Annotated in this window: 25 protein-coding genes; 15 read left to right on the forward strand and 10 right to left on the reverse strand. The window is 71.5% G+C overall.

Going from position 1 to position 21,304, the window contains the following annotated elements:
- Positions 1 to 99: 99 nt before the first annotated feature.
- The 3 genes from ACFYZQ_RS24005 to ACFYZQ_RS24015 all read left to right on the forward strand — a co-directional run bounded on the left by ACFYZQ_RS24005 (position 100) and on the right by ACFYZQ_RS24015 (position 3,167).
- A complete protein-coding gene (locus ACFYZQ_RS24005) occupies positions 100 to 1,644 on the forward strand; it encodes an aromatic amino acid ammonia-lyase (protein WP_389151165.1) in 1,545 nt (514 codons plus the stop codon).
- On the forward strand, positions 1,641 to 2,483 hold the full coding sequence (locus tag ACFYZQ_RS24010) for a MurR/RpiR family transcriptional regulator (protein WP_389151168.1): 843 nt from the start codon (positions 1,641 to 1,643) through the stop codon (positions 2,481 to 2,483). The genes ACFYZQ_RS24005 and ACFYZQ_RS24010 overlap by 4 nt, the downstream gene beginning before the upstream one ends.
- 99 nt (positions 2,484 to 2,582) lie before the next feature.
- Positions 2,583 to 3,167, forward strand: a complete 585-nt coding sequence (locus tag ACFYZQ_RS24015; protein ID WP_389151171.1) for a hypothetical protein — start codon at positions 2,583 to 2,585, stop codon at positions 3,165 to 3,167.
- A gap of 7 nt (positions 3,168 to 3,174) precedes the next feature.
- On the opposite strand, the gene ACFYZQ_RS24020 is transcribed toward ACFYZQ_RS24015, so the two are convergent.
- From ACFYZQ_RS24020 to ACFYZQ_RS24040, 5 genes are all read right to left on the reverse strand, one after another.
- Positions 3,175 to 3,549 (reverse strand): hypothetical protein, encoded by a 375-nt coding sequence (locus tag ACFYZQ_RS24020; RefSeq protein ID WP_388803213.1) that lies wholly within the window; start codon positions 3,547 to 3,549, stop codon positions 3,175 to 3,177.
- A gap of 16 nt (positions 3,550 to 3,565) precedes the next feature.
- Complete coding sequence (locus tag ACFYZQ_RS24025; RefSeq protein WP_389151174.1) at positions 3,566 to 4,120, reverse strand: roadblock/LC7 domain-containing protein; 555 nt, start codon at positions 4,118 to 4,120, stop codon at positions 3,566 to 3,568.
- A gap of 31 nt (positions 4,121 to 4,151) precedes the next feature.
- Positions 4,152 to 4,973 (reverse strand): transcriptional regulator, encoded by an 822-nt coding sequence (locus ACFYZQ_RS24030; RefSeq protein WP_389151177.1) that lies wholly within the window; start codon positions 4,971 to 4,973, stop codon positions 4,152 to 4,154.
- Entirely contained in the window at positions 4,970 to 5,362 is a 393-nt protein-coding gene (locus ACFYZQ_RS24035; RefSeq protein WP_389151179.1) for a hypothetical protein, read from the reverse strand. The genes ACFYZQ_RS24030 and ACFYZQ_RS24035 overlap by 4 nt, the downstream gene beginning before the upstream one ends.
- Positions 5,363 to 5,534: 172 nt before the next feature.
- Positions 5,535 to 6,956 carry a diaminopimelate decarboxylase gene (locus ACFYZQ_RS24040; protein WP_389151182.1) on the reverse strand — a complete coding sequence of 474 codons (1,422 nt, stop codon included), beginning with the start codon at positions 6,954 to 6,956 and terminating at the stop codon, positions 5,535 to 5,537.
- Positions 6,957 to 7,053: 97 nt separating this feature from the next.
- Between ACFYZQ_RS24040 and hutU the strand changes: the two genes are divergently transcribed.
- The 4 genes from hutU to hutI all read left to right on the forward strand — a co-directional run bounded on the left by hutU (position 7,054) and on the right by hutI (position 12,696).
- Positions 7,054 to 8,733, forward strand: a complete 1,680-nt coding sequence (gene hutU / locus ACFYZQ_RS24045; RefSeq protein ID WP_389151184.1) for a urocanate hydratase — start codon at positions 7,054 to 7,056, stop codon at positions 8,731 to 8,733.
- 197 nt (positions 8,734 to 8,930) lie between these two features.
- Positions 8,931 to 10,133 carry an allantoate amidohydrolase gene (locus ACFYZQ_RS24050; protein ID WP_389151187.1) on the forward strand — a complete coding sequence of 401 codons (1,203 nt, stop codon included), beginning with the start codon at positions 8,931 to 8,933 and terminating at the stop codon, positions 10,131 to 10,133.
- Positions 10,130 to 11,479, forward strand: a complete 1,350-nt coding sequence (locus ACFYZQ_RS24055) for a formimidoylglutamate deiminase (protein ID WP_389151190.1) — start codon at positions 10,130 to 10,132, stop codon at positions 11,477 to 11,479. Before ACFYZQ_RS24050 ends, ACFYZQ_RS24055 begins: the two co-directional genes overlap by 4 nt.
- Before the next feature lie 41 nt (positions 11,480 to 11,520).
- A complete protein-coding gene (hutI, locus tag ACFYZQ_RS24060) occupies positions 11,521 to 12,696 on the forward strand; it encodes an imidazolonepropionase (protein WP_389151192.1) in 1,176 nt (391 codons plus the stop codon).
- 68 nt (positions 12,697 to 12,764) lie between these two features.
- Here the strand turns inward: hutI and ACFYZQ_RS24065 are convergent, their stop codons facing one another.
- Positions 12,765 to 13,316, reverse strand: coding sequence for a DUF664 domain-containing protein (locus ACFYZQ_RS24065; RefSeq protein WP_389151195.1), 552 nt, complete (start codon positions 13,314 to 13,316; stop codon positions 12,765 to 12,767).
- 177 nt (positions 13,317 to 13,493) lie between these two features.
- Between ACFYZQ_RS24065 and ACFYZQ_RS24070 the strand changes: the two genes are divergently transcribed.
- Positions 13,494 to 13,967 (forward strand): carboxymuconolactone decarboxylase family protein, encoded by a 474-nt coding sequence (locus ACFYZQ_RS24070; protein ID WP_389151197.1) that lies wholly within the window; start codon positions 13,494 to 13,496, stop codon positions 13,965 to 13,967.
- A gap of 70 nt (positions 13,968 to 14,037) precedes the next feature.
- The gene (locus ACFYZQ_RS24075; protein WP_389151200.1) at positions 14,038 to 14,961 is read left to right on the forward strand and encodes an RNA polymerase sigma-70 factor; all 924 of its coding nucleotides are present in this window, start codon (positions 14,038 to 14,040) and stop codon (positions 14,959 to 14,961) included.
- Here ACFYZQ_RS24075 and ACFYZQ_RS24080 read toward each other — a convergent pair.
- The gene (locus ACFYZQ_RS24080) at positions 14,954 to 15,688 is read right to left on the reverse strand and encodes a helix-turn-helix domain-containing protein (RefSeq protein ID WP_389151203.1); all 735 of its coding nucleotides are present in this window, start codon (positions 15,686 to 15,688) and stop codon (positions 14,954 to 14,956) included. The two genes, ACFYZQ_RS24075 and ACFYZQ_RS24080, sit on opposite strands and share 8 nt — an antisense overlap.
- A 223-nt stretch (positions 15,689 to 15,911) precedes the next feature.
- Between ACFYZQ_RS24080 and ACFYZQ_RS24085 the strand changes: the two genes are divergently transcribed.
- From ACFYZQ_RS24085 to ACFYZQ_RS24100, 4 genes are all read left to right on the forward strand, one after another.
- On the forward strand, positions 15,912 to 16,583 hold the full coding sequence (locus ACFYZQ_RS24085; RefSeq protein ID WP_389151206.1) for a DUF4097 family beta strand repeat-containing protein: 672 nt from the start codon (positions 15,912 to 15,914) through the stop codon (positions 16,581 to 16,583).
- A 183-nt stretch (positions 16,584 to 16,766) separates the two neighbouring features.
- Positions 16,767 to 16,979 (forward strand): DUF4287 domain-containing protein, encoded by a 213-nt coding sequence (locus ACFYZQ_RS24090; RefSeq protein WP_389151378.1) that lies wholly within the window; start codon positions 16,767 to 16,769, stop codon positions 16,977 to 16,979.
- Between the two features lie 204 nt (positions 16,980 to 17,183).
- On the forward strand, positions 17,184 to 17,681 hold the full coding sequence (locus ACFYZQ_RS24095; protein ID WP_389151208.1) for an SRPBCC family protein: 498 nt from the start codon (positions 17,184 to 17,186) through the stop codon (positions 17,679 to 17,681).
- Positions 17,678 to 18,187, forward strand: a complete 510-nt coding sequence (locus tag ACFYZQ_RS24100) for a DinB family protein (protein ID WP_389151211.1) — start codon at positions 17,678 to 17,680, stop codon at positions 18,185 to 18,187. Before ACFYZQ_RS24095 ends, ACFYZQ_RS24100 begins: the two co-directional genes overlap by 4 nt.
- A 22-nt stretch (positions 18,188 to 18,209) precedes the next feature.
- On the opposite strand, the gene ACFYZQ_RS24105 is transcribed toward ACFYZQ_RS24100, so the two are convergent.
- Genes ACFYZQ_RS24105 through ACFYZQ_RS24115 form a run of 3 tightly spaced genes read right to left on the reverse strand, consistent with a single transcriptional unit; the run spans position 18,210 to position 19,692 of the window.
- A complete protein-coding gene (locus ACFYZQ_RS24105; protein WP_389151213.1) occupies positions 18,210 to 18,620 on the reverse strand; it encodes a DUF6234 family protein in 411 nt (136 codons plus the stop codon).
- A gap of 48 nt (positions 18,621 to 18,668) precedes the next feature.
- The gene (locus tag ACFYZQ_RS24110) at positions 18,669 to 18,866 is read right to left on the reverse strand and encodes a DUF397 domain-containing protein (RefSeq protein WP_389151216.1); all 198 of its coding nucleotides are present in this window, start codon (positions 18,864 to 18,866) and stop codon (positions 18,669 to 18,671) included.
- 7 nt (positions 18,867 to 18,873) lie between these two features.
- Complete coding sequence (locus ACFYZQ_RS24115; protein ID WP_389151218.1) at positions 18,874 to 19,692, reverse strand: helix-turn-helix domain-containing protein; 819 nt, start codon at positions 19,690 to 19,692, stop codon at positions 18,874 to 18,876.
- A 237-nt stretch (positions 19,693 to 19,929) separates the two neighbouring features.
- Between ACFYZQ_RS24115 and ACFYZQ_RS24120 the strand changes: the two genes are divergently transcribed.
- Entirely contained in the window at positions 19,930 to 20,331 is a 402-nt protein-coding gene (locus ACFYZQ_RS24120) for an ATP-binding protein (protein WP_389151221.1), read from the forward strand.
- A 33-nt stretch (positions 20,332 to 20,364) separates the two neighbouring features.
- Positions 20,365 to 21,252, forward strand: a complete 888-nt coding sequence (locus ACFYZQ_RS24125; protein ID WP_389151223.1) for a hypothetical protein — start codon at positions 20,365 to 20,367, stop codon at positions 21,250 to 21,252.
- Positions 21,253 to 21,304 lie beyond the last annotated feature (52 nt).

Consider the following 21,304-nt stretch of genomic DNA (forward strand, 5'->3'; position numbering starts at 1 on the left):
CTTGGTGTCTGAATAGGTTGTCAATGCTCCGGCGTTAATCCGGCGTAACGATGACCGGCAGGCAAGATGGAATGTCCGGCTGGAGGGGATTTGGGCTTTATGTCGTCTCGAATCGTGGACTTGCCGGGAGTCGAGACCTCCGGGCATCGCGGACTCGTCGTCCTCGACGGGGTCGGTCTCGGCGTGCTGGACGTCGTACGGCTCGCCGACGGCGCGGCGCGGCCGGTGCCCGGCACCGACGCGATGAAGCGGGCGGCGGAGTCCTGGGACGCGGCCCGGAGGATCGCCGCGACCGGGCGGGTCTACGGCCGCTCCACCGGCGTGGGCGCCAACCGGAACGAGGACGTGCCCACCGAGGCCGCCGCCGGACACGGCCTGCGCCTGCTGCGCAGTCACGCCGGCGCCATCGGCGCGGAACTGCCGGCCCGTCAGATACGGGCGATGCTCGCCGTCCGCGCCAACCAGCTCCTGGCCGGGGGCGCCGGCCTGCGCCCCAGCGTCGTCACCGCCCTGTGCGAGGCCCTGGAGGCGGGCGCGTACCCGGTCGTCAACGAGTTCGGCTCCGTCGGCACCGGTGACATCGCGGCCCTGGCGCAGGTCGGGCTGGCGCTGGCGGGCGAGCATCCCTGGCGGGGGCCGGACGGGCCGGCGGCACCGCCCGCCGTCCGCGCGCCCGAGCCGCAGCCCCTCGACAACAACGACGCCCTGGCCCTGATCAGCAGCAACGCCCTCACCCTCGGCCAGTCCGCCCTCGCCCTGCACGAGCTGCGCGGCCTCATCGCCGCCACCCAGGTCGTCGCGGCCCTCTCCCTGGTGGCCGTGGACGGCTCGCACGAGGCCTACGCCGCTCCCGTGCACGCGGCCCGCCCGCACCGGGGCAGCGCGGAGGTGGCGCGCCGGATGCGGGAGCTGATCGGCGCCGCCGACCGGCCCACGCCGCCGCTCGGCCGTATCCAGGACCCCTACGGCTTCCGCTGCCTGCCCCAGATCCACGGCCCCGCGCACGACGCGGCGGACCTGCTGGAGGAGGTGCTCACGACGGAGATCAACGCGGCCGCCGAGAACCCCCTCATCTGCCCCGAGGACATGGCCGCCTACCACCACGGCGGCTTCTACCAGGCCCGACTGGCCCTGGCACTGGACCACTTCAGGCTGGCGGTCACCCAGGTGGCCCGGCTGTCCACGTCCCGGCTGTCCACCCTCAACGAGCCCGCCTACACCCGGCTGCGCCCCTTCCTCGCCGACCAGGAGGCCGCCTCCTCCGGAGTGATGATCCTGGAGTACTCCGCCGCGGCCGCCCTCGGCGACCTGCGGGCGTTCTCGGCTCCCGCGTCGCTCGGGCACGCTGTACTCTCCCGGGGCGTCGAGGAACAGGCCAGCTTCGCCTCGCTCGCCGCCCGGCAGACGCTGCGCGCCTGCGGTGCGTACCGTCTGGTGGTCGGCTGCGAACTCGTCGCCGCCGTCCGCGCGCTGCGCCAGCGCGGCATCAGGCCGGACCCGGACCTCCCGGCCGGACACGCGCTGGCACTGGCCGAGTCGGTACTCGACGACGACCAGGCCGACCGGCCGCTCACGGACGACGTGACGGCCGCGGCCGCACTGCTCGACCGGTTCACGGACATCTGGAGGGGGAGCACGTCATGAACGTGACCGACAGTCCTGCCGCCCGCTTGCAGGCGCTCTTCGAGGGGCACCGGCTGACACCGACCCAGCGGCGCATCGCGCACAGCATGGTGCGGCGCGCCGCCGACGTGCCGTTCCTGTCCAGCGTGGAGCTGGCCGAGCTGGCCGGGGTCAGCCAGCCCTCCGTGACCCGGTTCGCGGTGGCCCTCGGTTTCGACGGCTACCCGGCGCTGCGCAAGCACCTGCGCGAGGTCGTGCCCGCCGAGCCCGCGGCCGGCGCGGCGTCGTACAACGAGTACCAGCAGGCCGTGGAAGCCGAGATCGAGAACCTCAGGCACCTCGCGGAGCTGCTGGGCGACCCGCGGCCGGTGCACAACGCCGGACGGATCCTCGCCGCCTCCCGCCCGCTGCCGGTCCTCGGGCTGCGGGCCGCCGCCTCCCAGGCGTACGGCTTCGCCTACTTCGCCGCCAAGGTCCACCCGGACGTCCGGCTGCTCAACGAGGGCGGCACGATGCTCCACGACCGCATCGACGCGGCAGTCCGGGCCGGCGCCACCGCCCTGCTGTGCTTCGCGTTGCCCCGGCATCCGCGCGAGGTCGTCGACACCCTCGCCTACGCCCAGGAGGCGGGCCTGACCGTGGTCTCCGTCGCCGACTCGGCGTTCGCGCCGGTCGCCAAGGCCTCCGACCTGCTGCTGCCGGCCGCCGTCGGCACCGGGCTCGCCTTCGACACCGCGTGCGCGCCCATGCTGCTGGGGCGGGTGCTGCTGGAGGCCATGTGCGACGACCTGCCGGACGCGCAGGCCCGGCTGGAGGAGTTCGACGCGAAGGCGGCGTCGCGGGGCCTGTTCGTCGAGTGACCGGCCCGGTTCGCCCTGCGCGCTCTTAAGACTCGTCTCACCTTGTCCCGTTAACGTTCCTGCGCACAGGCGCTGCGGACCACGAGACGGGAGGCTGAGGTGGCGCGCGGAGGACAGGGGCTGGCAAGGGTCGCCGTCGTCGTACGGGCGGGGGCGGCCCCGCTGTGGTGGGTCGGGGTGTTCGCGGCGGGCATCGGGGTGCTGCCGCCCGGCGTGACCGGGCGCCGGATCGGTGTCCTCGCCGGGGCCGCGCTGTTCCTCGTCACCGCCGTCGTGGTGGCCCTCGCGCGCCGTCGGCGGTACGCGGACCTCGCCCGCGGGGCGGCCCGCGCGGGCAAGCACGACGTGCTCCAGGACCGCGCGGTGACGGTGCGCAACTGGCGCCGGGGCAACCGCTGGTGGCTGCTGGCGGCCTACGCCGCCGCGCTGGGCAGCTCCTTCGCGGTGCCCGCGGCCGGCGGAATGCTGCTGGCCGGGGCCGGCACCGGGCTGCGGCTGAAGGCGGCCTGGCTGGGCCGGCGGGAGCGGTCCCTGGACACGCTGCTGTGGGTGCGCGTCGACTGGCTCGACAAGCGCGGCGGAAGCCCCGCCGGCAAGGCCGTCAGGGCCTACCGCGGTACGGGCATCGCCGCGGGCGACGCGGCCCCGGGCGGGGCGCGCCGCCGCGACGCGGCCCTCGTGTGAGCCGAGCTCAGACCTCCAGGTCCTCCTCGATCTTCTTCAGCTGGTGCCGGGCCATCGCCAGGTTGGCCCGGCTGGAGTCGAGGACCAGGTAGAGGAACAGACCGTTGCCGCCGCGGCCCTTGAGCAGCCGGATCAGGTGGTACGCGTTCGACAGGGTGATCAGGATGTCCTCGATCTCGCCCTTCAGGCCGAGGTGCTCCATGGTGCGCATCTTGGCCCGGATGACGTCGGTGTTGCCGGCGGCGGCCACGTTCAGGTCGAAGCTCTTGCTGCCGCCCAGCGTGCCCAGCGCCATCCCGCTGGTGTAGTCGACGAGCGCGACGCCGGTGGCTCCCTCGATGGAGGCGAGGCATTCCTTCAGTGCGGTCTCGGTGTTCGCCATGGTTCCTGTTGTCCTTTCAACTTTCGGTTGCGGTGCGCGCGTCGGTGGCCGCGGCGCGTGGCGTGCGAGTGGGTCTGGGTGGTAGTGCGGTGGTGCTCCGGCCGGACGACCGGGCGCGCGGGGCGGGCTGGGCCGCCTGTGCGGTCTGTGCTGTCCGCGTCTGCGTCGTCTGGGCGGCTTGGGCGGCCGCCTCCGCCGCGTCGACCAGCTCACCGATCCGGGCGCCGGCGCGGCGGCCCTCCAGATGCAGCCGGCCGACGTTGACACGGTCCTGGGCGAGCAGGGTCAGGACCGCGGTGCGGCCTGCCGCGTAGGTGGCGACGTAGCCGTGCTCGCCGCGGACCAGCAGCTCACGGAAGCCGCCCTGCCCGGTGGCGTCCGCGACCCGTACGGCGACGCCCAGCGCGGCCGCGGTGAGTGCCGCCAGCCCCTCCGGATCGACGCCGGGAGTGTCGTGGGCGACCACCAGGCCGTCGACGCCGGCGGCAAGGGCGCCGGTGAGCTGGGGGACGCGGCTGCGCAGTCGTCGTAGTTCGTCCAGGATCACGTGGATCTCCGGCTCGGCCGCCATCAGATGTCTCCTCTCGGCGGGGCGGTGCCGTTCAAAGGGCCTCCAGCGCATCCCTGAGCCTCTTCAGCAGCGCGATGTCGGGGTCGGTCACCGGGGTCGGGGGCGGCGGCAGAGCCGGCGGGGCGGGCACCGCCGGGTCCGGTGCCACCAGGCCGGCCGCCGCCATGCGTCGTACGTCCATCAGCGTGTGGAAGGCGGGCCGGCCGAGCTCCAGCGCGATGCCCGCCGCCGTACGGACCCCGTCCACCCGGGCCAGGACCGCTCGCTGGCGGGGGGTGACCTGCGGGGCGGAGAGCGGGGCGGTCCGGATCAGCGGCGCGCTGTCGGTCGCCGGCTCCGGCCAGACGCGGTGCAGCAGCAGGCGGCGGCGCAGGGTCTCCCGCTCCAGCACGGTGACCGGGACGGGGTGCGGGGTGGCCGGGGCGGTCACGGGCCCGTACCGGAAGTGGCCGGGGGTGCTGCTCGGGGCCAGGGCGAAGTACCCGGCGTCGAACACCGCGCCGAGGTGGCACAGCTCCAGGGCGCCCGCCGTCAGCTGTCCGGCGCCGAGCAGCAGACGGGCGGCGCCGGGCGCGTCGCCGGCCCGTTCCGCGGCCTGCCGCCAGGTGGCCGGCGCCAGTGTGCCGTGGGCCGTGAGGAGCAGGCCGAGACCCGGGGCGAGGGGGCTCTCGGCATGCACCACCCGGCCCTCGGCGAGATGCAGGGTGCCGTGCTCGCGGACGAGGACACCGGTGGCCCGCTCCTCCGCGAGCCGGGTCAGCATCGGCGAGAGGGCGGCGCGGTCCCACTCCCGTTCGGCTGCTCTGTCCCGCACGGGCAGGGGCGGCGGCGTAGGCGTTCTGACCATGGTCATCCCAGCACCAGCCCGGCAGCCATCTCGCCGAGCCTTATTCGGGCGAGGGCGAGGTTGCCGTCCTCGCGGGTCAGCCACAGGTGCAGCAGCACGGTGCTGTCGAACGACGTGTCCACGAACCGCAGCAGGTGGTAGCTGTCCCGGTTGCTGATGATCAGGTCCTCGACCGGTGGATGCTCGTCCCCGGCGTCCCCGGCGGCGGCGAACGCCCCGTGCTCCGCCGCCAGCCGGGCCAGTTCCGCCGCCTCGGCCGCGGTGGTCTCGTGGTCACCGCCGGGGGAGTCCCCGACCGTGCCCAGCGCCAGCCCGCTCGTCCAGTCCACCAGCGCCGCCCCCCGGGCACCGGGCAGGCGCATCGCTTCCAGCAAGCACTCGTCGATTCCGGGCACCGTAGGGCTCCCCTCCCGCCTGGGACTCCGGCTGAGTGACGCAGACACTACGCAACGTGTGCGTGGCAGGTGAGCCTTCTGGCATTTTCCAGTGGAACATGCTTCCGGGGGACTAGTGTGGGTCAACTTGCCCTGATGTCATCCCACTTGATCGAGTGAACGTGGGGGTGCGTCAACGGCGTGGGGACGCCCCGAGGGTGGTGAGGGCGGTGACGTGCGCCCCTCCGGATTCGGACACGATCTCCTCGACCGTCTGCGGTTCGCGCACCGTCACGAACGCAACGCCTCCCGCCCCGTCCGGAGCGAAGCCGTAAATGCCGGGCCGGAAAAGGGAGTTGTAGGCGTAGTGGGAGGCGAAGCAGTAGGCGCCGGTGTCCAGTGCCGCCGCGTGGTCGCCCTGCTCCAGCAGCGGCAGGGCGCGCGCCTGCGCGAGCAGGTCGCCCGAGAAGCAGGCCGGCCCGGCGATGTCCTGGACCACCTCGGGCCCCGTCTTCGGCCGTCCCTCCGCGTCGTAGGCGGCGATCCTGAGCGGCCACGCGCCCGGCACGTACACCGTCCGCGCCGCCACCTGCACGCCCGCGTGGGTCACCGCCACCCGCCGCCCGCCCGCGCTCTTGGCGTACTCCACCCGGGCGAGGGTCGTCCCGTGCTTGGCCAGCAGCGACCGCCCGAACTCCGTGACCAGCCCGTACCGCCCGTCGAACAGCCCAGGGACCTCCTCGCGCAGCAGCCGGGCGTACTGGGCGTACGTCGGTGTCGTCGCGTCGGAGTAGAAGTTCACCGGCAGGCCGCCGCCGATGTCGAGCGTGTCGACCTGCCGCCGTCCCGCGCGCGCGTTGATCTCCTCGGCGAGCCCGTAGGTCTCCGCCGCTCCGCGTGCCATCAGCGACAGCGGGATGCCCTGCGAGCCGGTGTGTGCGTGCAGCCGGGTCAGCCACGGCCGGTCCAGGTACGCCCGCACGACCCACTCCCGGGCCCCCTCGTCGCGCAGCGCCACCCCGAACTTCGAGGTCTCCGTCGCCGTCGAGGTCGCCTCGATCGTGCCCCCGCCGATCTGCGGATTGACCCGGAGCCCGAGCGGGGCAGGGCTGGGCGCGGCGCGCACCGCGGCGTCGATGCGGGCCAGCTCCTGAGGGTTGTCCGCGTTGACGGCGATCCCGAGCAGCAGCGCCTCCCGCAGCTCCTGCGGTGTCTTGGCGGGCGAGTCAAGCACGATCCGGTCCGGCGGAACCCCGGCCGCCCGCGCCAGGGCCAGCTCGCCCGGGCTGGCCACCTCCGCGCCGATCCCCGCCTCGTGCAGCAGCCGCAGCACGGGCACCAGCGGGGTCGCCTTCACCGCGAAGGCGTGCAGCACCGGCGCCCCCGGCGCCGACACCGCCTCGAACGCGGCGCGCAGCTCGGCCGCCGACTCCCGGATGCCGGTCACGTCCAGCAGTCCCACGACGCCGTGGCCGAGCAGCCCCTGCCGCACGGCGGCCCGCACCGCCTCGTCACGCCGGGCGGCGCGGCCTTCCCCTGTTGCGTCGATGCCCTGCTGCACGGTTTTCCCCGCCTTCGTCGGTGTACGTACCTGTTCCTCCGGTACTTCAGCCATACACCCGTGCGGCGCCGGCTTGGCGCCCCGATGTATTGACTAGCTCTATTCAGGTCGACATGATTTGAATAGACGCAGTAACAGGAGGAGGCAGACGATGTCGGGACCCCGCCCCGTACGAGCCCCGCGCGGTACGGAACTGAGCACCCTGGGCTGGCAGCAGGAGGCCGCCCTGCGGATGCTGCAGAACAACCTCGACCCGGAGGTCGCCGAACACCCCGACAAGCTCGTCGTCTACGGCGGCACCGGCAAGGCGGCCCGTGACTGGCGCTCCTTCGACGCGATGGTGCGGACGCTGAAGGGGCTGAAGCAGGACGAGACCATGCTCGTCCAGTCCGGCCGCCCGGTCGGCGTCATGCAGACCCACGAGTGGGCCCCGCGCGTCCTCATCGCCAACTCCAACCTCGTCGGCGACTGGGCCAACTGGGAGGAGTTCCGCCGTCTGGAGGCCCTCGGACTGACCATGTACGGCCAGATGACCGCCGGCTCCTGGATCTACATCGGCACCCAGGGCATCCTCCAGGGCACCTACGAGACCTTCGCCGCCGTCGCCGCGAAGAAGTTCGGCGGCACCCTCGCCGGGACCATCACCCTCACCGCCGGCCTCGGCGGCATGGGCGGCGCCCAGCCCCTCGCGGTCACCATGAACGACGGCGTGGCGATCTGCATCGACTGCGACCCGCGCGCCATCGAACGTCGCATCGAGCACCGCTACCTCGACGTCAAGGCCGACAGCCTCGACCACGCGCTGCAGCTCGCCACCGAGGCCCGCGACGCCCGCCGCCCGCTGTCCATCGGCGTCCTCGGCAACGCGGCCGAACTGGTCCCACAGCTCCTCGCGATGAACGCCCCGATCGACATCGTCACCGACCAGACCTCCGCCCACGACCCGCTGGCCTACCTGCCGCTCGGTGTCGCCTTCGAGGACATGGCCGACGCCGCCGCCAAGGACCCGGCCGGCTTCACCACCCGCGCCCGCGAGTCGATGGCCCGGCACGTCGAGGCCATGGTCGGCTTCCAGGACGCGGGCGCCGAGGTCTTCGACTACGGCAACTCCATCCGCGGCGAGGCCCAGCTCGCCGGATACGACCGCGCGTTCGCCTTCCCCGGCTTCGTCCCCGCCTACATCCGCCCCCTCTTCTGCGAGGGCAAGGGCCCCTTCCGCTGGGCGGCCCTCTCCGGCGACCCCGCCGACATCGCCAAGACCGACAAGGCGATCCTCGACCTCTTCCCGGAGGCTGAGTCCATTCAAAACGCGTCCCTCGCCCGCTGGATCAAGATGGCCGGCGAGCGGGTCCACTTCCAGGGCCTGCCCGCCCGTATCTGCTGGCTCGGCTACGGCGAGCGCGACAAGGCCGGCGAGCGCTTCAACGACATGGTGGCCTCCGGCGAGCTGGCGGCCCCCCTGGCCATCGGCCGCGACCACCTGGACTGCGGCTCCGTGGCCTCCCCGTACCGCGAGACCGAGGCCATGCTCGACGGCTCCGACGCGATCGCCGACTGGCCGCTGCTCAACGCCATGGTCAACGTGGCCTCCGGGGCCTCCTGGGTGTCCATCCACCACGGCGGCGGCGTCGGCATGGGGCGGTCCATCCACGCCGGGCAGGTGACCGTCGCCGACGGAACCAAGCTTGGCGGGGAGAAGATCCGCCGGGTACTCACGAACGACCCGGGCATGGGGGTCATCCGGCACGTGGACGCGGGGTACGACATCGCGGAGTCCGTTGCGCAGGAGCGGGGCGTGCGGGTGCCTATGCGCGAGGGTGGCGAGGCGTGACGCGGAGCGAAGGCAGGCACGGCAACTCTCCGGCGGGGGCTGAGGTCTCGTCGCCGCCTGCCGGTCCGGCTGTGCCCACCCGCCCCCAGTCGCGGCTTCGCTCGACCGGGGGGACCCCCATCGCCCTGCGGAACGACTGCCCACAGCCTGTACGGCCTGCGGGTTCGCCTGGTGGCACCGGAAGCTCCTTCCACGAGATGTGGCGCGAGCTGCTCCCCCTCGGCCGGCACGCCGACTCCGGTGGCTACCGTCGCTACGCCTGGACCGGTGCCGACACGGACTGCCGGGCCTGGTTCAAGGAGCAGGCGGAGGCACGCGGGCTGGCGTACGAGGTCGACCGGAACGGCAACCAGTGGGCCTGGCTGGGGGACCCGGCCGCCGGGGATGCCGTCGTCACCGGGTCGCATCTGGACTCCGTGCCGGACGGCGGGGCCTTCGACGGGCCCCTCGGGGTCGTGTCCTCCTTCGCCGCCCTCGACGAACTGCGCGGGAGGGGATCGCGGTTCGCCAAGCCCCTGGCCATCGTCAACTTCGGCGACGAGGAGGGCGCCCGGTTCGGGCTCGCCTGTGTCGGGTCGCGGCTCACCGCCGGGCAGCTCACCGTCGAACAGGCGCACCGGCTGACCGACGGCGACGGCATCACGCTGCCGCAGGCCATGGAGGCCGCCGGGTACGACCCCGACGCCGTCGGACCCGACCCGGAGCGGCTCGCCCGGATCGGCGCCTTCGTCGAACTGCATGTCGAGCAGGGCCGGGCGCTGGACCTGTCCGGCGACCGGGTCGGCATCGCCAGTGCCATCTGGCCGCACGGACGCTGGCGCTTCGACTTCCGCGGCGAAGCCAACCACGCCGGCACCACCCGGCTGGTGGACCGCCGCGACCCGATGCTGTCGTACGCCGAGACCGTGCTCGCCGCCCGTCGGGAGGCCGAACTCGCCGGCGCCGTGGCCACCTTCGGCAAGATCGCGGTGGAGCCCAACGGGGTCAACGCCATCCCCTCCCTGGTGCGCGGCTGGCTCGACTCCCGCGCCGCCGACCAGGAGACCCTCGACACCGTGGTCACGGGCGTGGAGACGGCCGCGCGCGAGTACGCCGCCGCGCACGGGGTCGACCTCGACGTCGTTCGCGAGTCCTTCACGCCGGTCGTCGAGTTCGACCACGCCCTGCGTGACGAACTCGCCCGCATCCTGGGCCGGGACACGGACCTGCGGGTACCCGTGCTGGGCACCGGCGCCGGACACGACGCCGGAATCCTCTCCGGGCACATCCCGACCGCCATGCTGTTCGTACGCAACCCCACCGGCGTCTCGCACTCCCCGGCCGAGTTCGCCGCCGAGGACGACTGCGTGGCCGGGGTGACCGCGCTCGCCGACGTACTGGAAGGGCTGGCCTGCACGTGACGACGACCGATCCGACGCGGACGTACTGGCTGGAGCACGCCTGGCTCGACACCCACGTCGAGCCCGGGGTGCTGCTGGAGGTGGCGGACGGCCGGATCACGGCCGTCCGCACGCAGACCCCCGCCCCGCCCCCGGGCGCGGAGATCCTCCGGGGCCTGACCCTGCCGGGCCTGGCGAACGCCCACAGCCACGCCTTCCACCGCGCCCTGCGCGGCACCGTCCAGGTCGGCTCGGGCACCTTCTGGACCTGGCGCGAGGTGATGTACTCCTTCGCGGACCGGCTCACCCCGGACACGTACCACGCCCTGGCCCGCGCCGTGTACGCCGAGATGGCGCTGGCCGGCGTCACCGCGGTCGGCGAGTTCCACTACGTGCACCACGCCCCCGGCGGCACCCCGTACGCCGACCCCAACGCCATGGGCGAAGCCCTGATCGCGGCCGCCGCCGAAGCCGGGATCCGCATCACCCTCCTCGACACCTGCTACCTGTCCTCCGGCTTCGGACAGCCGCCCGACAACCACCAGCTCCGGTTCTCCGACGGGACCGCCGAGGCCTGGGCCGAACGCTGTTCAGTTCTCAAGGAGCGGGATCACGCGCGGATCGGGGCGGCGATTCACTCCGTACGGGCCGTGCCCGCGGACCAGTTGGCGACGGTGGCACGGTGGGCCGAGGAGCGGCGGGCCCCGCTGCACGTGCACCTGTCGGAGCAGACCGCCGAGAACGACGCCTGCCTCGCGGCACACGGCCGCACCCCCGCCCGGCTGCTCGCCGACCACGGCGTCCTCGGCCCGCGGACCACCGGCGTGCACAACACCCACCTCACCGACGAGGACATCGCCCTGATCGGCGGCTCGCGCACCGGCACCTGCATGTGCCCGACGACGGAACGCGACCTCGCCGACGGCATCGGCCCCGCCGCGGCCCTCCAGCGCGCCGGCTCCCCGCTCTCCCTCGGCTCCGACAGCCACGCCGTCATCGACCTGCTCGAGGAGGCGCGCGCGATGGAACTGAACGAGCGGCTGCGCACCCGCGCGCGGGGCCACTGGACCGCCGCCGCCCTGCTGCGCGCGGCCTCCGCGGACGGTCACGCGGCGCTGGGCTGGGACGGGGCGGGCACCCTCGAGGCCGGGGCGCTCGCCGACCTCACGACGATCGCCCTCGACTCCGTCAGGACAGCAGGGCCGCTGCCCCGGCTGGGCGCCGAGACGGCCGTATTCGCCGCGACGGCAGCGGACGTACGGCACACGATCGTGGCGGGACGGCACGTCGTACGGGACGGCGTCCACGCCCTCGTACCCGATGTGCCGTCGGCGCTGGCAGAGGCGATCGAAGCCCTGCGGGGCTGAGGCCGGGCAGCCGTCGGACCCCCACCACCCACGAGGACGCCATGAGCAGCAGCACCGTCATCACCAACATCGCCACGCTGGTCACCAACGACCCCTCCCTCGGTGACAACTCTCCCCTCGGCCTGATCCAGGACGCGGCAGTCGTCATCGACGGCGACCGTGTCGCGTGGACCGGTGAATCCAGCAAAGCACCCGCCACTGACAACCGGGTCGACGCGAGCGGCCGGGCAGTGCTGCCGGGCTTCGTCGACTCCCACTCGCACCTGGTCTTCGCGGGCGACCGCACCGCCGAGTTCAACGCGCGGATGTCGGGGCGGGCGTACAGCGCCGGCGGCATCCGCACGACGGTCGCTGCGACACGGGCGGCGACGGACGCGGAACTGGAGGCCAACCTCACGCGTTATCTCACCGAGGCCCTCCGCCAGGGCACCACCACCTTCGAGACGAAGTCCGGCTACGGCCTGACGGTCGAGGACGAGTCCCGCGCCCTGCGCATCGCGGCCGCGCACACGGACGAGGTCACCTACCTCGGCGCGCACATCGTGTCGCCCGACTACGCCGAGGACCCGGCGGGGTACGTCGCCCTGGTCACCGGCGAGATGCTCGACGCCTGCGCCCCGCACGCCCGCTGGATCGACGTCTTCTGCGAGAAGGGCGCCTTCGACGGCGACCAGGCCCGCGCGATCCTCACCGCCGGCAAGGCGAAGGGCCTCCACCCCCGCATCCACGCCAACCAGCTCTCCTACGGCCCCGGCGTGCAACTGGCGGTCGAACTCGACGCGGCCAGCGCCGACCACTGCACCCACCTCACGGACGCGGACGTCGACGCCCTGGCGAGCGGCCGCACGGTGGCCACACTGCTGCCCGGCGCCGAGTTCTCCACCCGCGCGCAGTGGCCCGACGCCCGCCGCCTCCTGGACGCGGGCGTCACGGTGGCCCTGTCCACGGACTGCAACCCCGGCTCCTCCTTCACCTCCTCGGTCCCCTTCTGCATCGCCCTCGCGGTACGGGACATGGGAATGACCCCGGACGAGGCGGTGTGGTCCGCGACGGCGGGCGGGGCGGCGGCGTTGCGCCGCGAGGACATCGGCCGCGTCAGCCCGGGCGCGTACGCCGACCTGACTCTGCTGGACGCGCCGAGTCACGTGCACCTCGCCTACCGGCCGGGGGTGCCGCTGGTCAGCGGGGTGTGGCGGAGGGGCGTGCGGGTGGTCTGAGGGCGGTGGTCCGAGGGCGGTGGTCTGAGGGCGGTGGTCTGAGGACGGTGGTCCGAGGGCCGCCGCGATCACACCCCGACCGCTCCGTCGATTCGCTCGCGGATCAGGTCGGCGTGTCCGTTGTGACGGGCGTACTCCTCGATCATGTGGATGAGGACCCAGCGCAACGACACCGTGCCCCGCCAGGCGTCGTGACCCTCGATGTCGAGATGCGGGGCCTCGGCGACGAACGCTTCCGCGAAGGCGACTTCCGCGTGCCAGGCCGCCCAGGACGCCTCGACGACCTCGGGGTCGGGACCAGCGCCGTCGAAGTCGCCCTCGGGGACTTCCGTGGAGGAGAAGCGCAGCTCGACGTCCTGTCCGGCGAGCACGGCCCGGAACCAGCGGCGTTCCACGTCGGCGAGGTGCCGGACCAGGCCGAGCAGGGAGAGCGAGGACGGTGACACGGACCGCAGGGCCAACTCCGCTCCCAGTCCGGCGCACTTCAGCCGCAGGGTGGCGCGCTGGGCGTCGAGCATCGCCACCAGCATGCTCCGTTCGTCACCGGTGGCGGGCCCGCTGAACCGGTGCTCGCTGCCGGTCCCGGTGAACAGTTCGATCCGTCGGTCGGGAATCTTCATACCCACATCATGGGTTCGGAGCGACCGCCCCCGGAACCCTCGCTGGAGTCACGGGACTTGAGCAGGTTCCGACTCGGCCGACACAGTGCGACGCGGGTCACATTCCCCCATGTCACAGGAGGCCGGGCTGTCTCGTCTCGGGGGTGTAGCCACTCACGAGCAATCGAGGAGCCCCTCATGGACGCGCGACTGAACTACTTCGCCAGCCCCACCGCCGGCAAGATCCTCAAGCACTTCATGTCGGCGGGCAAGGCCCTCAAGGACTCGCCGCTGCCGGCCGCGACGCAGGAGCTGGTGGCGTTGCGCGTCAGCCAGATCAACGGCTGCGCCGTCTGCATCGACATGCACACCAAGGATGCCGCCGCGGCCGGTGAGACACCGGTGCGGCTGAACCTGGTGGCGGCATGGCGGGAGGCCACCGTCTTCACCGAGGCCGAACGGGCGGCGCTGGCGCTGGCGGAGGAGGGGACCAGGGTCGCGGACGCGGCCAAGGGGGTCAGCGACGAGGTGTGGGCGCACGCCGCCAAGCACTACGACGAGGAACAGCTCGCCGCCCTGGTGATCCTGGTCTCCTTCATGAACACGGCGAACCGGCTGAACATCATCGCCCAGCAGCCGGCCGGCGACTACGAGCCCGGACAGTTCCACTGAGACGGCGCCACTGAAGCGGCGTGAGCTCAGCACGGCCGGGTGAGAAGGTGCCAAGGGGAGGGGATTCGGCGTGAACAAGGTGGAGGAGTTCGAGGAGCTGCGGTCGCTGCTGTTCTCGATCGCCTACCGGATTCTGGGCAGCGTGAGCGAGGCCGAGGACGCGGTGCAGGAGACATGGCTGCGCTTCGACGGCTCGTCGACCCCGCCCACGTCGGCCAAGGCCTTTCTGTCCGCCACGGTGACACGGGTCTCGATCGACGTGCTGCGCTCCGCGCGCGTGCGGCGGGAGGCGTACGTGGGCCCGTGGTTCCCCGAGCCGCTGCTGAGCGACCCGTACCAGGATCCGGCGCGCTCGGCGGAGCTGGCCGACTCGGTGTCGATGGCGGCGCTCCTGCTGCTGGAGCGGCTCAGCCCGCTGGAGCGGTCGGTGTTCGTGCTGCGGGAGGTGTTCGCCTTCGGCTTCGACGAGGTCGCCGCGGCGGTGGGGCGTTCCGAGGACGCGTGCCGGCAGCTGCTGGTGCGGGCACGGCGGCACATGCAGGCCGGACGGCCACGGTTCGAAGCGGACCGCCGGGAGCGGCAGGAGCTGGCGGCGCGGTTCTTCGACGCGTTGAGGGACGGCGACGTGGGCGCGCTGCAGAACCTGCTGGCCGCCGACGTCCAACTCGTCGGCGACGGCGGCGGCAAGGCCCCGCAGCTTGCCAAGGCCGTCAACGGGGCGGAGAACGTGGCCCGGCTGCTCGCCTCCGTCTTCCCCTGGCTGGCCCGGATCGACGTGACGTTCGAGCCGTGCGAGGTCAACGGCCAGCCCGGCGCGGTCTTCCGCGACCGGGACGGCAGAGTCCTGCACACGCTGACCCTCGATGTGCTCGACGGACAGATCCAGACCATCCGCACGGTCATCAACCCCGACAAGCTCGGCCACCTCGGCCCGGTCGCCGACGCCTGGGCCGTCGACCGGGAGCTGAAGCGGGCCCGCCGGTCGCTCAGGTAGCGCTGTCCGAGGTCGTTTCGGGCTTCGTGTAGAGGACCTCGCGGGCCTGTTCGGCCGCACGGATCATGCTCTCGCCGACGAAGTCGACGAAGCGGGCGATGTTCTCGAGGCGGGCGGCGGCGGGGGAGTCACGGCCGAGGATGCTGACGCCCCGCCGTGCGGTCTCGGCGAGCTGTGCGTGGGACCGGGCGGCGGCGATCATGCCCTGGTACCAGACGTCGTTGTCGGCGACGTAGCGCTCGCGGCGGTGTTCGTCGCGTTCCCGGCGGACGAGGCCCTGGCCGTCGAGGAACGTGACCGCCTTGGAGACGGACGCCGGGCTGACCTGGAGGCGCTGGACGAGTTCGGACGCCGTGAGACTGCCCGCGTCGCTGGTGTAGAGGGACACCAGCACACGGGACATCATCTTGGGCAGGCCCTGCTGCATGAGGAGGGTCGTGAACGCCTCCTCGTACTCGCGCACGGCCTCCATGTCGTGTCCCTGGTCCTGCGCACGGCCCTGAGGCCCTCGGGGCGCGGCCTGCCTGCGCCGGTGGGCGCGGCGCTCGGTGGCGCGGTGGGCCAGGTCGGCGCGGTAGGCGGTGGGGCCGCCGTTGCGTATCACCTCGCGCGTGATCGTCGAGGTGGGGCGCTCCAGACGTCTGGCGATCTCCGCGTAGGCGAGGCCGTCGGCCAGCCCCAGCGCGATCTGCTGGCGTTCCTGCTGGGTGAGCCTGCCTCCCGGCATCGCGGTCTCCTTTTGGTGCGTGGTGCCTTCAGAATAGCGTTCACTATCGACTCATTGCAACGCATGAAAGGGTGGACGTTGCGTTGAATCCAGAGCCGTTGCAACGATTTAAAGCCTCTGAGCTGTATTTTCTTCACTTAAGAGCAACAAGCTTGTTGCCGTACTCATGAACGCAACGTAGCGTTTCCAACGTCAGAAACAACGACGAACGCAGGAGACCACGATGCAGAAGTTCGACACCCCCGCCCCGATCGCCGCCGTCCTCGACATCCCCGCCGGGAGCATCCGGTTCATCGCCGCAGACCGGACCGACACCACGGTCGAGATCCTCCCCGCGGACGCCGCGAAGGGCCGCGACGTGAAGGCGGCGGAGCAGACCGAGGTCGCTTACGCCGACGGCGTCCTGCGCATCGAGGTCCCGGCGGCGAAGAGCCGGGTCCTCGGCCCTTCCGGATCCATCGAGGTGACGGTCCAGCTGCCCGCCGGCTCGAGCATCGAGGCGAAGGCGGCCAGCGCCGAGCTCCGCGGCGTCGGGCGGCTCGGCGACGTCGTCTTCGACGGCCAGCAGGCCACCGTCAAGCTCGACGAGACCGCCGGTGCCCGTCTCAGCGTCCTGTCGGGCGACATCTCGGTCGGCCGCCTGGGCGGTCCCGCGCAGATCAGCACCCAGAAGGGTGACCTCCGCATCGCCGAGGCCGTGCAAGGCACGGTCACCCTGCGCACCGAACACGGCGAGATCTCGATCGGCGCCGCTCACGGAGTCTCCGCCTCCCTGGACGCCGGCACCACCTACGGCCGCATCCACAACGCGCTCAAGAACTCCGACGGCGCCGACGCCGCCCTGAACATCAGCGCGACCACCGCCTACGGCGACATCACCGCCCGCAGCCTCTGAGAGAGGGGCCTCGCGGTGCTGCTCTCCTGGCGCCCCAGCGGCGTACTCCGACACCATGTCGGAGTACGCCGCCTCGCAAGCCGCGGCTGTGATGCAGCACACTCCAAGCGGCCGATGACATGGGCCGTGTCCACCAGTCATACGAGCGACAACACCGCCTCGTACAGACGGGACACCGCCGACATGACCGACACCACCAAGGGCCCTGCCAGCTACTTCCCTTCCATCGAGAAGAAGTACGGTCGCCCGATAGCGGAGTGGAAGGACCTCATCCGCTCCTCGGCGCTCACCAGACACATGGAGCTCGTGAACTGGCTCAAGGCCGTGCACGGGCTGGGCCATGGCCACGCCAACGCCCTTGTCGCACACACCCTTGCTGAGACTCACGGCGAGTAGAAGCGGGGCTCGAAAGTCGTCGCGGGCAATGGCGTTGCGGTCCGGCTTGCGCGGCGAGCAATTCGGAGGGTCCCCCTGCCGCCCGACGGGGGGCCTGATCGACCCGCAGTGGACTGGCGAGTCGGCCACTCGGCCGCGTCGGCGAACGGCGAAGCGTCCGGGTCATAGTCGGGTTCATGCTCTGCGGTTGACGGAGGCGCGCGGATGACGAGTACGACAGGTGAGCCCGTGGTGATGATGTCCCGGCGCATCGGCGCCCCGGCGGAGGAGATATTCCGGATCCTGGCCGACCCTCGACGGCATCCGGATTTCGACGGCTCGGGGATGCTGCGCGGTGGCATCTCCGGCGCCGTGGTCTCGGGCGTCGGGGACGTCTTCGTGATGCGGATGCACTACGAGCGTTACGGCGACTATGAGATGAACAACCACGTCGTCGAGTACGAGCCGGACCGCCGCATCGGATGGGAGCCGAGGCCCGGTCGCGGGCACCCGGACGCCACCGCGCCCGCGGCCGCGTGGGGCCACCGTTGGATCTTCGACCTGGTCCCGGACGGGGCCGGGGCGACGGTCGTGACCGAGATCTTCGACGGTTCGCGCATGCCGGAGGACAAGCGCGCGGAAATGGACAGCGGACGCGCCTGGTGGCAGACGCAGATCGCGGGCACCCTGGATCGCCTCGCTGAACTGTGCACCGCCCGGTGAACGCGGAACTCGAAGCCCTCAAGGGCGCTCTGGACCGTCAGCGCGAGCATGTCCTCGGAGTGCTGGAAGGACTCTCGGAGGAGGATCTGCGGAGGCCTGTGCTGCCCAGCGGCTGGAGCTGTCTCGCATTGCTGCGCCACCTCACCCTGGATGTCGAACGCTTCTGGTTCCCCGGGGTGATCGCGGGCGAACCGGACATGGCCGGACAGCTCGCGGCAGGCGCGGAGGCGCACTGGTACGTACCCGAGGGAATGAGCACCGGGGAGGTCTTCGCCAACTACCGGACGGCCATCGCGCGCGCGGACGCCGTGCTCGTCGTCGCCGAGCCCGAGCAGGAGCCCGCCGCCTGGCCGGTGGAGATCTGGCCGGACTGGCGGCTGCCAGACGTGCGACACATCCTGATCCATGTGCTCACCGAAGTTGCTTGCCACAGTGGCCACTTGGACGCGGCGCGCGAAATGATCGACGGCACCACCTGGCTCGGCGGGAACCCCTACGGCGGATAGTTCTGTGACATGCGGTAGGGCACTAGCCGTTGCACCCCGACGCCGTCGGTATGTCACGGCACAACCTGTCCTGGTGGGACTGCGCCGCGGCCCCGCCGAAGAGGATGACGCAGATCAGGGCCGCCATAACGCCCTGGCTGGCGACGGTCGCGACGGCTCCGGCCCGGGCGGCGACCCCGTCCGCCGCGACGGCGAGGACCGCGACTCCACCGGCGGCGGCCAGGTATCCCCATAGGGAGTCGGTGTGCACGGTCTTGGCGGGGTCGAGGTTGAACCCGGACAGGAACCAGAGCCCGAAGATCACCACCAGGGCGATCAGCTCTAGGAGCACGAGACCGCACCCGGCTCCGATGTCGGCTCCCCGGTCGGCATGGTCGCTTCGTTGAGGGCCTGTGGTGGCGTCGAAGGCCGGCGGGGCTACGGGCAGGTTCATAGCGCCACCCTCGCTGCGCGGGCGAGGTGGGCGCATGAGTACGGGTACCTAACGCATGCTCAACCGGCCCGACTTCAGGCAGCGTATGAGGTGGGCCAGCGGTGCGGGCGTCGTGATGAGTTCGGTGGTGGTGTCGTCGCTCTCGCGGAGGTGGAGGGTGGTATGGGTGGCGGCCAGTTCGACGCAGGTGTTGCCGTCTCCACCATCGGAGAATGTGGACTTCTGCCAGCGCAGGGTGCGGTCCATGGGGTTCTCACAGCTCCTTCGTGAGGCGGTGGATGAAGTCCCGTGAGGCAACGGGGTCCAGCGCCGCCTTCTCCACCTTACGGAAGAGCGTTCGAAGCTGGGCCAGTTGGGGCTCGGCGTCGATGAATGCGGTTCCGGTGGGAGCGTCCCGCAGGCCGGTATCCAATCGAGGCACCACTCCACCCGCGTACATCATCGAAGCCCCGGCTCCGGCGAAGCCGTCCTGGTCGGTGGGGATGACGCGGACGGTGGCGTGTTCCTGCTCGATCTGGTCCAGAATTCTGAGCAGTTGAGCGCGGGACGCCTGGCGGTCGGCTACGCGGATACGCAGGGCGAACTCGTGGACGATCGTCTCGTAGGGGGTGGCGTTGTCACCTTCGATGACGGCGCGTCGTCGCATGCGGTGTTCGACGCGAGGCGTCAACTCGGTCTCGGGCAGGCCCGGCATCATGAATGCGTACACGGCTCGTGCATAGTCGGCGGTCTGCAGGAGTCCGGGCACGTGTGTGATCACGACCTCCCGAAGGAACGTCGCGTGGTGTTCGACCTCGGCGGTGTCCAGGAACACGGGTGGGAGGACGCCTCGGTACTCCTCCCACCAACCCCGTGTGCGGTCGGTGGCCATGGCCACCAGGGCCTCGACCAACGCCTCATCAGTACAGGCGTAGTGGGCTGCCAGGCGGCGTACGCGTTCCGCGCTCACGCCTGCCACTCCGGACTCGATCTGGCTTATCTGTACTGCGTCAGCACCGAGCAGTGCTGCGGCTTCCCGGGCTTTCATGCCCGTCGCCTCACGCAGTTTGCGCAGTTCAGCGCCCAGTCGCATCCTGCGGGCCGTGAGATGCCTCTTTGGCGGCAAGTGGCACCTCCTCGTCTCAACTGCCCTCATGACGTAGCTCGTTCGAGGGTCAGGATAAGGCAACGGCTTGCATCTTCCTAATGTTAGGAAATACCGTCGGTGACGCATCGCACACGCAGCGGAAGTGCACCACTCCGTCCTGCCAAGACGGCTGCGGCATGCCACCGCCCGCGATCCCACCCCTCACCGCCCTGGAGCTGACGCATGTCCGAACCCTGGGAGTACTGCCTCTCCATCCCCAACGACCCCCGAGCCGTCCCCGTCTGCCGCCGCACCCTGCGCCTGATCCTGACCATCCACGGCCTGATCCGCCTCGCGGACACCGCCGAGCTCATCGCCTCGGAGCTGGTCTCGAACGCCGTACTCCACACCAAGGGGCCCGCCGACCTGAGGGTGCGTTGGGCCGACGGCGTGCTGCGGGTGGGCGCATGGGACGCCGACCCGGCGCCACCCCACCCTCCGGGCCGGCTGGAGGAGCTCACCGACGCCGAGAACGGTCGCGGCATGGCGCTCACGCGCGCGTGCGCCGACCTGTGGGGCTGGCAGCCACTGTCCCGGCACGGGAGCCGGGGGAAGTACGTGTGGTGTGACCTGGCGTCGGCGTAGCTCGTTGATCACATCGGACAGAAAGGAGAGCCGATGGTCGGCTCGTCGCACGAGGCGCTGCATCGCATCTTCCAGAAGGACCCTGCATTGCTGACCAGGGCCATCCAGGATGTCTTAGGCGTTCCCTTCCCCGAGCCGCGCGAGTTCGCCGGGATGAACGTGGACCTCACCGAGATCGAGCCGATCGAGCGACGCGTGGACACGCTGATGCGGGCGGACACCGATGAGGGCACGTATCTCATCGTTGTGGAGTCGCAGGGGAAGAAGGACGAGGACAAGCGGGGCAGCTGGCCGTACTACCTCAGCTACCTGTACGCCAAGTACCGCTGCGAGCCGGTGCTCATCGTCATTACTCAGAGCGTCGCCACCGCTCGCTGGGCGGCGGAGCCCATTCATCTCGGTGTCCGGGAGTTCCCCTCGTTGACCGTACGCCCGCTCGTGCTCAGCCCGGACAACGTGCCCCTGATCGTCGACGCGGGGGAGGCCGAGCGGGACGTACCCCTTGCGGTGCTCTCGGCGATGACACACGGGCGGGGGCCGCAGGCCGGCGCCATACTGGAATCCCTGGCGACCGCTCTGCGGACCATTGACGCGGACAGCGCCGCGGCCTTCGTGCAGTTCGTCGACTCATGCCTGGGTGATACCCAGGCGCAGCAGATGTGGAGGGACCTGATGACGGCGATGCAGTACTTCTGGCGGCACCCGCTGGCCGAGCAGGTACGCCAAGAAGGTCGGGAAGAGGGCATCGAACAGGAACGCGCGTCCATGGTTCTCCGCATCCTCCAGTGGCGCGGCATCGACGTGTCGGAGTCCGTCCGCGACAGGGTCACCTCCTGCACCGATCTGGACCGTCTCGAGGTGTGGGCCCAGAGGGCCGTCCACGCGTCCTCCGCGAAGGATCTCTTCGGCGACGACGTGTGACGGGGAAAGAGGTGAACGAGGTCTCTCCGGGCACCCGGAGAAACCTCGCGGA

The sequence above is a fragment of the Streptomyces sp. NPDC001843 genome (assembly GCF_042891955.1).
In the GTDB taxonomy this organism is placed as follows: domain Bacteria; phylum Actinomycetota; class Actinomycetes; order Streptomycetales; family Streptomycetaceae; genus Streptomyces.

Coding starts and splice junctions, on each gene's coding strand:
- ACFYZQ_RS24005 (WP_389151165.1), top strand. CDS start 100: ATGTCGTCTCGAATCGTGGACTTGCCGGGAGTCGAGACCTCCGGGCAT.
- ACFYZQ_RS24010 (WP_389151168.1), top strand. CDS start 1,641: ATGAACGTGACCGACAGTCCTGCCGCCCGCTTGCAGGCGCTCTTCGAG.
- ACFYZQ_RS24020 (WP_388803213.1), bottom strand. CDS start 3,549: ATGGCGAACACCGAGACCGCACTGAAGGAATGCCTCGCCTCCATCGAG.
- ACFYZQ_RS24025 (WP_389151174.1), bottom strand. CDS start 4,120: ATGGCGGCCGAGCCGGAGATCCACGTGATCCTGGACGAACTACGACGA.
- ACFYZQ_RS24030 (WP_389151177.1), bottom strand. CDS start 4,973: ATGACCATGGTCAGAACGCCTACGCCGCCGCCCCTGCCCGTGCGGGAC.
- ACFYZQ_RS24040 (WP_389151182.1), bottom strand. CDS start 6,956: ATGGCTGAAGTACCGGAGGAACAGGTACGTACACCGACGAAGGCGGGG.
- hutU (WP_389151184.1), top strand. CDS start 7,054: ATGTCGGGACCCCGCCCCGTACGAGCCCCGCGCGGTACGGAACTGAGC.
- ACFYZQ_RS24050 (WP_389151187.1), top strand. CDS start 8,931: ATGTGGCGCGAGCTGCTCCCCCTCGGCCGGCACGCCGACTCCGGTGGC.
- hutI (WP_389151192.1), top strand. CDS start 11,521: ATGAGCAGCAGCACCGTCATCACCAACATCGCCACGCTGGTCACCAAC.
- ACFYZQ_RS24065 (WP_389151195.1), bottom strand. CDS start 13,316: ATGAAGATTCCCGACCGACGGATCGAACTGTTCACCGGGACCGGCAGC.
- ACFYZQ_RS24070 (WP_389151197.1), top strand. CDS start 13,494: ATGGACGCGCGACTGAACTACTTCGCCAGCCCCACCGCCGGCAAGATC.
- ACFYZQ_RS24080 (WP_389151203.1), bottom strand. CDS start 15,688: ATGCCGGGAGGCAGGCTCACCCAGCAGGAACGCCAGCAGATCGCGCTG.
- ACFYZQ_RS24085 (WP_389151206.1), top strand. CDS start 15,912: ATGCAGAAGTTCGACACCCCCGCCCCGATCGCCGCCGTCCTCGACATC.
- ACFYZQ_RS24090 (WP_389151378.1), top strand. CDS start 16,767: ATGACCGACACCACCAAGGGCCCTGCCAGCTACTTCCCTTCCATCGAG.
- ACFYZQ_RS24095 (WP_389151208.1), top strand. CDS start 17,184: ATGACGAGTACGACAGGTGAGCCCGTGGTGATGATGTCCCGGCGCATC.
- ACFYZQ_RS24105 (WP_389151213.1), bottom strand. CDS start 18,620: ATGAACCTGCCCGTAGCCCCGCCGGCCTTCGACGCCACCACAGGCCCT.
- ACFYZQ_RS24110 (WP_389151216.1), bottom strand. CDS start 18,866: ATGGACCGCACCCTGCGCTGGCAGAAGTCCACATTCTCCGATGGTGGA.
- ACFYZQ_RS24115 (WP_389151218.1), bottom strand. CDS start 19,692: ATGCGACTGGGCGCTGAACTGCGCAAACTGCGTGAGGCGACGGGCATG.
- ACFYZQ_RS24120 (WP_389151221.1), top strand. CDS start 19,930: ATGTCCGAACCCTGGGAGTACTGCCTCTCCATCCCCAACGACCCCCGA.
- ACFYZQ_RS24125 (WP_389151223.1), top strand. CDS start 20,365: ATGGTCGGCTCGTCGCACGAGGCGCTGCATCGCATCTTCCAGAAGGAC.